The sequence below is a fragment of the Weissella cibaria KACC 11862 genome (assembly GCF_000193635.1).
Classification (GTDB): domain Bacteria; phylum Bacillota; class Bacilli; order Lactobacillales; family Lactobacillaceae; genus Weissella; species Weissella cibaria.
Window position 1 is genome coordinate 1 of the sequence record NZ_AEKT01000017.1, and the last position, 12,954, is coordinate 12,954.

Here is a 12,954-nt window from a genome sequence, read left to right on the forward strand (position 1 = left end):
GCGTATTGTCAGGCGGTTTTTTAGTTTTACGGTCAATCCCCTGTGTTGTCAGGCGTGCACAATCAAATGCTGTTGGTTCACGATAACGTCAGTTAAAGGGGTTTTGAAGGTCGTTGATAATTGATCGACATCAGCCATATCAGCGACGGCCCCGCTTTTTAGCTGGCCATGGTCGTTTAGCAACCAAATCTGATCACTATAAGCAAAGGCTTGCGTTAAATCGTGCAACACCATGATTACGGTAAATTGGCGTTGTTGTTGCAACTGCCGCAGCGTTTCTAAGAATAAGTGCTGGTACTGCAAGTCTAGGTAGGTTGTTGGCTCATCTAAAATAACCAGTTCAGGCTGTTGCTGTAAGACGAATCCGAGCCAAGCAAGTTGCTGTTGGCCACCAGAAAGTTCCGGCATTGGCGTTTCAAGCAAAGCCGTTAATTGAAGCAATGCAACAACCGTATCGTCGATAACATCTGTGGTCATCGTTAATAATTCACGTACGGTCAAAGGCTCATGGAGCTCATTTCGTTGCGCTAATAAAGCGATACTTAAGGGTCGACCGGTAATCACACCGCGACGAGGTTCTAATGCTTTGGTAAGCAGCTGGAGTAGCGTTGACTTACCAGAACCATTTGGCCCGATGAGACTAGTAATTTGTTGCGGTCGTAAATCAGCGGTCACTTTTGACAGGACTTGGTGGTCACCGCGGTATACGTCAACGTCTTTAAGTTGTAGCATGGCGACTTCCTTTCAAAAGCATGACTGCAAATAACGGTCCGCTAATTGCCAGTAGAACGGCACTTGTTGCCAATTCTTTGGGCGCTAAGATGGTTCTAGCAACTGTGTCAGCGTTGATTAAGAGCAAACTGCCCCACAACATGGTTGCTGGCAGTAATTGCTGGGATTTTGTACGCGGTGCCATTAACCGAGCGATTTGTGGCAAAATAGCCCCCAAAAAGAAGACCACACCAAGTAATGCGGTTAAGGCCCCGGTCCAAATTCCGACGGCAATGAGGATCAACCACATTGTGCGCGGCTCGTTAAAGCCTAACAAACGGACTTGTTGGGCCGATAAGGCGTAAAACTTTAGATTTGGCCAGGCTAGAATTAATAACATTAGGCCAATCACGACAATGATGAGTAATTGCATCACGTCAGCCCAAGTAACGGTGCTTAACGACGGCAATGGTAATCCGAATCCTTCGCTGGCGATGTTGGTTAAGGCTTGAAATGTCATCGCTGTCGCAATGCCAATTAACACCATTTGCAAGCGGGGACGATTTTGAGGGATGAACAAACGCCAACCAATCATAATTAAAATCCCACCAAGGGCCCCCACCCCGACGTGCCAATTTAAGCTAGCAGGCAACAAAACTAAACTGCCAATTGTCACGAATTGCGTACCATTCATTATTCCCAGAATAGACGCATCAATCAGACGATTACGTAAAACAATTTGTAAGAGTAAGCCACTGCCACCCAAAATTGCACCACCGACGACTGCGATGATAATACGTGGCAGTCGATAAGTGAGCAACATATGCCAAGCTTGGGCATTACCTTGCCATAAATCATGGAGCGCAATGGTTGTGCTACCGATGAGCATTGCGATGACAATACTAATTAGTAGTACCCCACCTAAAATCCAGTTATAAAGCTGTTTCATAGTCTTTTACCGACTTTCTAATTCGTTTGCAGCCACGTCTTTAATTGCTTAAAGGCCCCTGGTGCATTTAAATTAGCTGTCATCCCAAAGGTTGGCTCGGATGCTTGATAAACCTGGTGCTGTTTAATCGCCGGTAAGGCTTGCCAGGCTGGCTGAGTAAACAATTCATCGAAGCTTTGAAAGACTTGTTTTGGCATGGCGTGGGCCATCGTGATGATGACATCTGGCTGTGCCGCAGCAATCTGTTCAACGTTCATGGTGGTATAAGCACCATTCCCAGCCCCGATGACAGTCCCACCAGCCCGGTTAATTAAATCGCCAACATAACTATGCTTCGTCCCAGTTAGGAAAGAGCCACCTGGCATCCCCATTAACAAAGCCACTTTGGGCCGATGGTTCGGATGCACAGCCTTTAAGTTCAGGGTGGCATTTAGTTGGCGGGCTTGTTGTTGACGATTAAAACTATTCCCAATCGTTTTGATACTCTCGCGTAAGGCGGTTAAGTCTGAAAAATTCAAGGCCGTTGTTTGAACATCGGCACTTTTGAGTTTTTGTTCATAGTCAGACACTAAGGCCTGGTCCAAGTACACCATATCTGGTTTTAGACTAGCGATGCGTTCCAAATTAGGGGCAACGTGATTACCGACTTGGGGTAACTTTGCATAACGCTTTGGCAAGGTTTGGTTATCACCAGGTGTTGGCACCCCAACTAAGGGGATGGCTAATTGATTAAAAATCTGAGCTTGCGCGTTGGTTGTGACAATCACACGTTGTTGCGTGTGATGGGTTGTTGAGTTGGCAGATTGGGTTGATAGCCAATACCAGCCTGCTGTTAACCCAACTAAAATCACTAATAAGATACCAAGTAAGGCTTGTTGTTTTTTTTGCATGGCTTAATGCCTCTTTAAAAAGACAGTAGCCAGAGCACCTAGAATACCAATTGCCAGACCGACACCAATAATTAGGCCAACGGGTAAAGCTGCAGCCTGATCAGTGGTTTGATCCGCTGATTTTTGTTGTGCAGGGGCGCTCTTTTTGGCAGCTTTAGTTGACTTGTGCGCTGATGCTGAAGTCGCCGCATGCGCCTCAGAATCAGTATTGCCGGCCGTGCTGGTCGTGCTAGTAGATGCTGACGCACTTGACGCTGATGTCTCAGTCGCTGAATTCGTTGTCACAGATTCAGCCGTTGTTGCTTGTGTGGCAGAACTAGTTGCTTCACGGGTCTCATGGCTACTTGATGTCGCTGCGACATGACTGGTTGTGGTCGTTTGACTGCTTGCAACAGCCGCAACCGAAGTCGACGCTGCAGTTGAATCAGCGGATGTTACTGACGCAGCTGGTGCCGGTACGTTGGCGGTATCGAGTACCAAACCAACGGTGTAGTTATGGTGATAATTGATGCTATCAACATCGACCTTAATGTTGGCGTTGTGCCGTGCTTTCAAATCTGATGTGACAAAACTATACGTAATCGTTTGTTTATTGCCACTTTGACTGCGTGAGGTCGTTACCCCGCTACCGTCAATGCTTAACATTTGAACAGGGTAATCACCAAGTGATGTGTCAGTTGTGACCGTTGATGTCACAGTATATTGATCACCGTTTGGCGTTACCGTTGCTGAATTGGCAAAGTAAGCTGAGGCGTATGATGCACTATTTGTCCCGTTTTCTAAGACTTGCATGGGTGCGTTATACGTTTCACCAAACACGGTTGGTGCAGCAGTTAGTAGGGTAATACCGCTAATTAGACTTAGCAAAAATGATTTGATTGTCATGATATTACGCCTACCGAATCTTGAAGAAATTGACTGCCATGGTTGTCCCAATGAAGCCGATTGCAGCCGTCAATGCAACCCCAGCACCAATCAAAGCAGCCCGCTTAATTGATGACGGTTGTTTGTCATCGTGTGTGTTAGCTTGCTCGGTAGCTGGTGTGTCCTTAGCGGTTTTAGATTGACTTGAATTCGAAGCGTGCTTAGCCTTGTTAGTCGACTTAGCTGGCTTGTCAGTAGTTGCATTTGGTTGCGTAGCTGTTTGGGCAGCCACTGCGACAGGTAATGACGTCGCAGTGGCTGGCGTGGCCGTTGTTTGTGTAGCTGGCGTTGTTGCCAGTGTTGTCGTAGCGGCTGTACCTGGCACGTTAGCAATTGGGGATGGCATTGTTGTACCAACACCGGTTACCCCCATGCTTGTCGTTGGTGTCGTAGCATTCGTACGATCATTTACATCAGTCAGTGTTGTTTCATGTGAAACATCTGATTGGCTCGTGTTCGATTCAGTGCCACTAGGTGTGCCGTTTTTATCTGCGCCAGTTGGCAAATCACTTCCCTTATCACTCAATACTTTACCGATGACCAAACGAATCTCATAGTTTTCGTTATAAGGAATTGGCTCTGTAAATTGCACGTGAATCGTTGTGGCAATTGGCTTTGTCAATTCAGACTTTTGCAACTTCATCCGGTAAGTTGATTCATAGTAATTGTTAACTAATTTCGTCTCTACTAAGGAAACATCATGCTTCTTATCAGTAAAGCGGATTGGATTTTTACCCATCAACTTTGGTGTGTGGGTCGTTAGATAACCATAGTATGAGCCGTCAGCATTTTTAGCTAATTTAATGGTCGTGTGAAAGTATTGGGTGGCAATTGAAGCTTCATCGTTATCGGCACGTAAAATTTTCAACGCACGCACGACCGCATTTTTAGCGGGCTTTCCCGTTTTATTTGATGTTGATTCATCGGTATCAGTTTCTGGTTTAGCATCTGGCTTACCAGCGCCACCTTTTTCATCAGATTCGCCCTTGTCACCAGTTGCAGCAGCATTACTAGTGTCAAAAACCATGTCGGCCGTTGGCTTTTCAATTACTTGACCGTTCATTGAAATCGTCATACTTGTTGTAATCGTCTTGTACAACGCCTCGGTTGGTAACGTGACCAGCCAGTGCGTACCTTGACGTTTAGCAGCTTCGCCGTTGAACTTGTAGTCTGACATCATATCCATGATAGCTTGACTGCTGGTTGCGATATCGATGTGTGCTAATTTGCCGTTAACAGTTACAGTGGCCGGCGTCTTCAAGTAGTTATTCATTGCTGACGCATTGTTTGTACCGGTCTTGTAGTTAGCGAATGGGACGGTATAAGTACCATTTGCTAATTGTTGTTGACCGGGTTGTGGTGTTGCAGGGTTACTTGGTGTTTCCGGCGTAGTTGGCACGGATGGTGTCTCTGGATCCGTTGGTTGCTCCGGTTGAGCGGGCGCCTCTGGTTGTGTTTCAGAAGATGACCCAAGGGCCGGTGTCATATCAAATGACAAGTTTGATTGATAACCCTTGCTTGGACTCATCGGCACGCTTGTAAACGACGCAATTTTAGCAACGTTCGTGTCATCTGGCGACAAATCCTTAGTTGGAATTTCAAAAGTGACGAAGCGTTCGCCATTGACTGGCTTGGTGATGTTATCAAATGTCACCGTTGGAATCATGCTGAGCATCCCTTGCTTAGATTCTTGGTAGGCAACGGTCACTTTTGATGTCAACCAACCGAGGTCAGTCTGGAAGTTTGTATCAAACCACTTATCCATCCCACCATCAGCTGAAACAGCTAATTTGTAAGACCCAGTTGTTAAGTCTTTAGCTGGTAATACGTTAGTTAAATCAAAAGTTAAATCTGATTTATATCCTTTCGTTGGACTCATTGGTACACTAGTGAAAGATGCTAATGTGACTGACTTACCGTTGGTAGGCTTTAAGTCCTTGGTTGGGATGTTGAACGTGATGTCACTTTTACCATTTAAAGGTTGTGTGATGCCATCGAAAGTCACTTCAGGAATCATGCTGAGCATATTGCTGACACTATCCTTGAATGAAAGTGTGACGTCAGTTGTATCCCCTTTGACAGCTAGTTTAGCAGTGGGGTTAAAAAAACGATCCATGCTATCGCTAGCGGCCATTGGTACGTCGGCTGACAGAATGGCATCGCTATCGGTATCATTCGTATCAGCCGGCTTGTCCGGGACGATGGGGGTCACCATTAGATCTGCAGAAGGTTCCTCATGCCAAGAAATAGCTGGCACGTCAATCACCATGCTGGTTGCAAATGGTGCTGCCCATTCGCTGACGGGTAAAGTCACGGTCCAATGGGTACCAGACTTTGTGGCTGTGTGGCCGGCAACTGTAAAGCCGGTCATCATATCCATCTGTGACTGCCCCTTCATGGCAATATCAAGGGTCACTGATCCGTTTTTGATGGTCATTGATCCTTTGCTCTCGACGTATGACATCATAGCTGAATCTTCTTGCGTGCCAGTCTTATAGACGGCAACGGTCGTATCATAAGTGCCATCAGCTAACGTCAGAGCGTTAGTTTGTTGTGTTTGATTTGTTTCAGCGGCAGCGACAATCGTTGTAACGCTTGAAACGGATGTTGTTAACAGCATGCTACCCAATGCAGCTGTTGAAAAAAGCGCGGCAACGCGCGAAATAGTACTCATGAGTGGTAACAATCTCCCAAATTTAATTACCAACCCTAATTCTCTCTAAATTCTTATAAGTTCACACAAAGTGCATAATTTAACATATGCTATTGTAGGCATTTAATCGGACTTAATGCAAGTTTACTTCCGATTTTTAGGTAGTTTGTGATGAAGTGGTAAAATAAAGTCGAAAGGTCAAGGTGGTAATTTAAGACCGCACGATGATCAAAACACCCTGGTTTAGGGTGTCTAAGGCATGATATAAAGATTAATAAAAATGGAGACAACATAATGAAGCAAACATTTGCCGTGATTGGCTTGGGCCGGTTTGGTAGCTCGCTATTAGAATCGCTCATTGCGGCTGGTCAGGATGTATTGGTTATCGATAGTAACCCTGCATTAGTTGAAAATTACATGGATAAGGCAACTCACGCTGTGATCGCCGATGCACAAGATGAGGATGCTTTGCGAGATTTGGATTTGCCAAGTTTTGATCACGTCATTGTGGCAATCGGTCACAATCAACAAGCGTCAATTTTGACAACGATTTTGTTGAAGGACATGGGTGTACGACACGTGGTCGCTAAGGCTGAAAATAATTTGCACGCCCGCGTTTTGGCGAAGGTTGGTGCGGATCAAGTGGTCCGTCCTGAACATGAAATGGCCCAACGCTTAGCGGAACAAATTATGACGCCTAATTTGATTAATTATATTGATTTGGGTGATAAGCACTCCTTAGGTGAAATCAAGATTGCGAATTTGAAATTTGCGAATAAGACGATTTCAGAATTAAACATTCGCAAAAATTATGGCCTTAATGTGATTGCAATTAAGTCGCAAGGCCAGGTTAATGTGGCACCAGAGTCTAGTGAGATGATTCAAATCGGGGATGTGCTAACGGTTGTTGGTGAGAGCGTTGATGTGAAGCATTTTGAATCACTGGTTGAAAAGACCAAGTAGGTCACAACGCTTGACTAATTTTTTAGAAGTCTTTATAGTTAAGTTACTAATTGGCGTCTCGGTGAAGAAAGAGGTGTTCGATTGTGCAATGTTTTAGAGAGCTTGTGGTTGGTGCAAACAAGTACATTGTTATCGAACGTGGAACTTTTGGAGAAACAAAAATTACCCGTAATTAAGTTGCTTGGTTAGGATGATTAACCAAGAATTAGGGTGGAACCGCGTTATTTAACGTCCCTATGTCAAATTTAATTTGGCATGGGGACTTTTTTTGTACCCCATGCAGTGAGGTTTTTAATATGGAAAACGGAAACGAGCAACGTGAGTTATCACGTGGGTTGAAGTCGCGGCACATTCAGATGATTGCCATCGGTGGTGCAATTGGAACGGGATTGTTCCTGGGTTCTGGGTCAGCCATCAAGGCAGCCGGACCATCACTGATTTTGGCATATGCCATAACTGGTATTTTTGCTTATCTCATGATGCGCGCGGTTGGTGAGTTGCTATTATCGAATACGAAAATGCGCTCATTTATTGATTTTGTTCGCGAATACTTAGGCGACAAATGGGAATTTGCCATCGGCTGGGCCTACTGGTTGAGTTGGGCAAGTTTGGCTATGGCCGATTTAACGGCGACTGGTATTTATCTTCGCTATTGGTTCCCCTTTATTCCGCAGTGGGTCACGCCGTTGATTGTGGTGTTACTACTAGTTGGGTTGAATTTGGTGAATGTGCGGTGGTTTGGTGAATTGGAGTCAGGCTTCGCATCCATTAAGGTGATCGCCATCTTAGCTTTGATTGTTGCCGGATTAGGTTTGATTGCGACTGGGTTCCATACTGGTGGACACACAGCTTCATTCGCTAATTTGGTGGACCATGGTGGTTTCTTCGCAACCGGCTTTGGTGGATTCTTAATGGCCTTTCCAATGGTTATCTTTGCCTTTACGGGTATTGAAATGGTTGGGCTAACGGCTGGTGAGACAGAAGACCCAGAGCGTGATTTACCAAAGGCTATTAATTCAGTACCTGTACGAATCGGGTTGTTCTACGTTGGTGCGGTTGCGATTATTATGGCAATCTATCCTTGGAATGATATTAATACGGCCCAATCACCTTTCGTGCAAGTGTTTGCGGGGATGGGCATTAAGTTTGCCGCTGATATTGTGAACTTTGTCGTGTTAACCTCAGCGTTGTCAGCCGCTAACTCAGCAATTTTCTCAACGTCACGTACGTTGTATGTATTGGCGAAGAACAACCAAGCGCCAAAGTCGTTGGCGAAAATTTCAAAGAACATGGTGCCAGTTACTGGTATGTTGGCATCGTCATTGATTTTCTTGGCCGTTGTGTTGTTAAACTACTTCTTCCCATCACAAATCTTTACGCTAATTACTGGTGTGGCAACGATTAGCTTTATCTTTGTTTGGATTTTGATCATGGTTGCGCACATTAAGTACAAGGCGACCGAGGCATCAATCGAAAATCCATACAAGATGCCATGGTTCCCAGCAACCAGTTACTTAACGATTGCCTTCTTCTTGGCCGTGTTGGTTATCTTGGTGTTGGATAAGGCGACACAAGTATCTGTGATTGCAACAATCATCTTCTTTATTGTCATGGTTGGTGGTTACTCATTTTGGACGAAGCATAAACAAGACATTTAAAAAATAAACTCCCGTCAAACGAAGCGTATACAGTCTTCGTCTGACGGGAGTTTTTTTATTTACGATCACCAACTGTAATCATCTGATTACGCCACTTGTCTTGTAATAAGGCTTCTAAGTAGACTAGCGCAATCGTTTCACGTGAAACAGTTTGTGCGGGTGTTGTTTCATGACTGTCAAAAATAATTGGCTTGCCGGCTGGCCCACCGTGGAACATCACAGGACTGACAATGGTTGTGTCAAAGTCAGCCCCCATCAACATTTCACCACCGCTTAGTTGTTGATTGAAGTAGCCGGGCATCGAACGGGCAATGCGGCCTTCACCGCCAATGGTTTCGCCCATCATGCCACCAGCGCCGAGCCAAATGACACGGTCGATAGTGCGACCACTCATGTTAATGGCATCGATTAGCGCTTGGGCATACGTTGGCATTGGTGATGAACCGATGAAGCTAACGATGATATCAGCATCAGCGATGGCTGGTACCAATGTTGTCGCATCGTACATGTCCCCTTCGTAGACTTGATAAGCCTCATGCTGAGAACGGGGTAAGCGACGTGAATTACGGGCCCACAATGTTAATTGCATGTCATCAGGCGCCACATTAGCAAAACTATCAATAAAATATTGCGCAACATTTCCGGTAGCGCCTAGTACCAACACATTCTTCATTATGAATCACCTCGGTTTCTTTGCAAAAATAATAGCACACCTTCCGAGGAATACAGTATGAAAAGGGTTAGTCGAGAATTAGTTGATAGGCTTTACGTTCTCCATTGGCAATTGGCAACATAATCATGCCTTGATAGGTGAAGCCTAGTTTGGTAATGACGTGTTGCATAATTGCGTTCACTGCATGGGTATCAATGCGGATATCCGTGAAATTTCGTTCACGAGCGATCACAATTAAATCATGGAGCAGTTGCTGAGCCAAACCTTGGCCGCGGATTTCGCCATCGACAGTTACGCGGTGGATGGTCATATAGGTAGTGGCATCGCCGCCCCACTGCCCATCGATATTGTCATAAGCTGCTTCCGGTCCAGAAATTAACTTGGCAACACCGGCAACTTGCTTGTCATAGATCAAGACATATGCGACACCAGCGTTAATTGCTGATTCAAATTCTGCACGAGTTGGTCCATCATTTCCTTGCCATTGCGGTGAATCTTGACTTGCCAAGAATGCCACGGCTTGGTCGGTAATTTTTAGTATTGCGTCCAAATCAGATAGACGTGCTTTACGTGTATAAGTCATCATAATGGCTCACCTCAATCCTCTGTAGTGTCTTCAATGGTAGCACGTTCGCAACATGATTACTATTTGTTGTCGAAACCTTAGAGGCCGTTGTCCTGTTTTAGTGACTCGGGTAAAATGACAGTATTAAAGCGAATTTTCTGAAGAATAGACGAGGACTAACCATGCAAAAACAACCAGGAGATTGGATCTTCCGTGCTGTTAAAGGCGCCTTAATTGGATCGGGTTTTATCTTGCCCGGTATCAGTGGTGGCGCACTGGCCGCAGTGTTTGGGCTATATGAGCGAATTATTACGTTCTTAGCGAATCCGTTTAAGCGATTCAAAGAGAATGTGCTATACTTTATGCCCGTTGGTATTGGTGCCTTGCTTGGCATTTTCTTGTTATCCTTTGCAATTAGCTTCGTACTTGGGGAACATGAAAGTGTGGCGCTCTGGTTTTTCGTCGGAGCGATTGTTGGTACTTTGCCGTCATTGTGGCGTGATGCAGCCAAAGAAGGCCGAACGCCGGTTGACGTGGTGATTACGGTTATTGCCTTTGCCGCGATGTTGGCATTTTTGTTGTTTGGCGCGCCTCTGTTTTCAAAAATTGAAGCAAGTTTCGGTGCGTGGGTCCTAGCGGGGGCTTTGATTGGACTAGGGTTAATTGTACCCGGCCTGAGCCCATCGAATTTCTTAATTTATCTTGGCTTATATAAAGGGATGAGTGATGGGATTAAACATGGCGATTTGGGTGTCTTGGTCCCTATTATGATTGGTTTAGTTTTGATTATTGCCCTGCTGTCAAAGTTTATGGCCTATATTTTTAAGATTGCGTATGCGAAGTTGTTCCACGCAATTTTTGGGATTGTCCTGGCGTCGACGGTTATGATTGTGCCAACCGACTTTAAAGACTTCACCATTATCCACATCACGATTTCCGTCGTGCTGTTGGCACTTGGCACCTGGTTAGGTTGGTGGATGAGTCGTTTGGAAGATAAAATGCATACAAAATAAAACTGAGACCGCAGTTTCCGTCTCAGTCCTAAAAAACGCAAAGCCGCCAATAGTGGTTGCTTTGCGTTTTTTAACGTATTCTGAAAGGTTGCTGCTAATATAACGTTATTTTTCAGGGATGCCTTCAAACAAATCGTTCAACCCTTCGCTCATTGTTGGGTGAGCAAAGATTTGATCACGAATTGTTTGGTAAGGCAAATTATTATGCATGGCCATTGAGATGAGGTTAATCATTTCATGGGCCTCGATGGCGAATAATGTGGCCCCGATAATGTGGTCATTATCGTCAACCAAGGCTTTCATGTAACCACGCGTATTACCGGCAATGTATGTCTTTGGTAAGGCAGCTACAGCCATTTTACTCATGCGATAGTGAATGCCTTGTGCATCGGCTTCTTCTTGATTAAGACCGATTGTGGCCATTGGTGGATTTGTGAACACAACAGAAGGTGTCACAGCTTGTTGTGCGAGAGTCGCACGGCCATCCCCGCGGAGTTGATTCATAATAATGCGTGAATCATCAAGCGAAATATACGTGTGCTGGGCACCGCCACGCACGTCGCCCAAGGCCCAAACATTTGGCGCAGCTGTGCGTAACTGATCATCAACCAAAATCCCACGCTCATTGGTCAAAACATGGGTATTTTCTAGACCGAGTCCGTCAATGTTAGCATGACGTCCCGTGGCGATTAAGATGGTGTCGGCGTTGACCGAGGTTACCTGGCCATCTTGGTTAACGGTCAACGTTGCCGCAATGTCCCCGTCTGTTACTTCGGTTACGGTCGCATGCAACCGAATATCAACACCTAAGTCAGTTAATGACTCATGAATGGCTGCCGCGGCCTCACGTTCCATGAAGGACATGAAGGTTGGGTTGCGAATTAGCATCGTAACATGGGCGCCGAATTGGGCATAGGTTGTCGCGAATTCAGCCGCAATATAGCCACCACCAATAATGACCAGTTCTTTTGGTAACACTTCTTGATCCATTAAAGCGTCGGTCTTGACAACGTAGCGACTCGTTGCTAATCCCGGCGTATCAGGAACACTTGGTGTGGCCCCGGTATTGATGAAGATGCGTTCGCCACGTACTTCTTCACGAAGCCCGTTTTGATAAGTAACGGTAATCGTGTGATCATCTTCAAAGTGCGCTTGGCCGGTCAGTACAGTGGCATATTCCAAATCAGCAACCTTATGTAGGTTCTTACCACGCAACGTACCGATGCGCGATTTCTTCGTTAGGACAGCGTTGCGATACTTTTCTAAGCCTGGTTCGCCCGCGCCAGCATCTGATAGTGTATAAAGTAGTTTAGATGGAATGCAGCCGACGTTAATACAAGTTCCACCGTACATTAGTTCTGATTGCTCAATCAAAATAACTGATTCACCAGCCGATGCCAGCTTGAAAGCGAGCGTTTTACCCGCTTTACCAAAACCAACAAAAACATTTTTCGCTTCTCGCATAATGCTTTACCCCATTAAGTATTAGATTGTATGACTAGTATGCGCGCGAACCAATAAAAAGTAAATTTTGCAAATTACTTTCTTCGGGTACGCACTAGTTTGCTACAATTTTGTTAGAAGGGTGGTAATAGTGATGAGTAGAAAAATGACCGGGACGCAAGAATTATTAATATTGCTGGGGGCTGTGATTGTCTGGCCGGTGCTGTGGGCACTGATGACTGGCGGACCGATTTGGGCGGACTATCCGTGGGGCCTGGTAGCCGTTGTGCTGGCAGCGTTTCTATATTTAGTCCCAATTAAGCGAGGATTATTAACAGGCATCATCTATTTAGCATGGTTGATTGGTATCATGGTATTTAAAAATGGGTTAACGATGCCTAGTTTCATTATTTTGGCAATTTTGGCAGGCTTCATGACCGGCGCATCAGCGTTAATTGGTAGTCATGTTGTTAATAAGAATCAGCAGAAAAAGGCATCATGATAATAAAACG

General features: G+C 45.3%; 12 protein-coding genes. 4 read left to right on the plus strand and 8 right to left on the minus strand.

Annotated elements, in window-relative coordinates:
* Nucleotides 1-48 precede the first annotated feature (48 nt).
* From ESE_RS0103080 to ESE_RS0103100, 5 genes are read right to left on the minus strand one after another with little or no spacing between them, the layout of a single operon-like run.
* Nucleotides 49-732 (minus strand): ABC transporter ATP-binding protein, encoded by a 684-nt coding sequence (locus ESE_RS0103080; protein ID WP_010371063.1) that lies wholly within the window; start codon nt 730-732, stop codon nt 49-51.
* Nucleotides 719-1,660: a FecCD family ABC transporter permease gene (locus ESE_RS0103085; protein ID WP_010371065.1), complete on the minus strand. Its 942-nt coding sequence runs from the start codon at nt 1,658-1,660 to the stop codon at nt 719-721. The genes ESE_RS0103080 and ESE_RS0103085 overlap by 14 nt, the downstream gene beginning before the upstream one ends.
* A 17-nt stretch (nt 1,661-1,677) precedes the next feature.
* Nucleotides 1,678-2,550: an ABC transporter substrate-binding protein gene (locus ESE_RS0103090; protein WP_010371067.1), complete on the minus strand. Its 873-nt coding sequence runs from the start codon at nt 2,548-2,550 to the stop codon at nt 1,678-1,680.
* Between the two features lie 3 nt (nt 2,551-2,553).
* Nucleotides 2,554-3,435: an NEAT domain-containing protein gene (locus ESE_RS0103095; RefSeq protein WP_010371069.1), complete on the minus strand. Its 882-nt coding sequence runs from the start codon at nt 3,433-3,435 to the stop codon at nt 2,554-2,556.
* Between the two features lie 10 nt (nt 3,436-3,445).
* Entirely contained in the window at nt 3,446-6,148 is a 2,703-nt protein-coding gene (locus ESE_RS0103100; RefSeq protein ID WP_010371071.1) for an NEAT domain-containing protein, read from the minus strand.
* Nucleotides 6,149-6,421: 273 nt separating this feature from the next.
* Here ESE_RS0103100 and ESE_RS0103105 point away from each other — a divergent pair, with 273 nt between their 5' ends.
* Both ESE_RS0103105 and ESE_RS0103110 read left to right on the plus strand, forming a co-directional pair.
* A complete protein-coding gene (locus tag ESE_RS0103105; RefSeq protein ID WP_010371073.1) occupies nt 6,422-7,090 on the plus strand; it encodes a potassium channel family protein in 669 nt (222 codons plus the stop codon).
* Between the two features lie 296 nt (nt 7,091-7,386).
* Nucleotides 7,387-8,748 (plus strand): amino acid permease, encoded by a 1,362-nt coding sequence (locus ESE_RS0103110; RefSeq protein ID WP_010371074.1) that lies wholly within the window; start codon nt 7,387-7,389, stop codon nt 8,746-8,748.
* A gap of 55 nt (nt 8,749-8,803) precedes the next feature.
* Here ESE_RS0103110 and ESE_RS0103115 read toward each other — a convergent pair whose 3' ends face one another.
* Nucleotides 8,804-9,421 carry an NAD(P)-dependent oxidoreductase gene (locus tag ESE_RS0103115; RefSeq protein ID WP_010371075.1) on the minus strand — a complete coding sequence of 206 codons (618 nt, stop codon included), beginning with the start codon at nt 9,419-9,421 and terminating at the stop codon, nt 8,804-8,806.
* 67 nt (nt 9,422-9,488) lie between these two features.
* Nucleotides 9,489-10,007 (minus strand): GNAT family N-acetyltransferase, encoded by a 519-nt coding sequence (locus tag ESE_RS0103120; protein ID WP_010371077.1) that lies wholly within the window; start codon nt 10,005-10,007, stop codon nt 9,489-9,491.
* A 161-nt stretch (nt 10,008-10,168) separates the two neighbouring features.
* On the opposite strand from ESE_RS0103120, the gene ESE_RS0103125 reads away from it, so the two are divergent.
* Complete coding sequence (locus ESE_RS0103125) at nt 10,169-10,999, plus strand: DUF368 domain-containing protein (protein WP_010371079.1); 831 nt, start codon at nt 10,169-10,171, stop codon at nt 10,997-10,999.
* A 105-nt stretch (nt 11,000-11,104) separates the two neighbouring features.
* Here the strand turns inward: ESE_RS0103125 and ESE_RS0103130 are convergent, their stop codons facing one another.
* Nucleotides 11,105-12,463, minus strand: coding sequence for an FAD-dependent oxidoreductase (locus tag ESE_RS0103130; RefSeq protein WP_010371081.1), 1,359 nt, complete (start codon nt 12,461-12,463; stop codon nt 11,105-11,107).
* 133 nt (nt 12,464-12,596) lie between these two features.
* Between ESE_RS0103130 and ESE_RS0103135 the strand changes: the two genes are divergently transcribed.
* On the plus strand, nt 12,597-12,944 hold the full coding sequence (locus ESE_RS0103135; RefSeq protein ID WP_123157475.1) for a hypothetical protein: 348 nt from the start codon (nt 12,597-12,599) through the stop codon (nt 12,942-12,944).
* Nucleotides 12,945-12,954 lie beyond the last annotated feature (10 nt).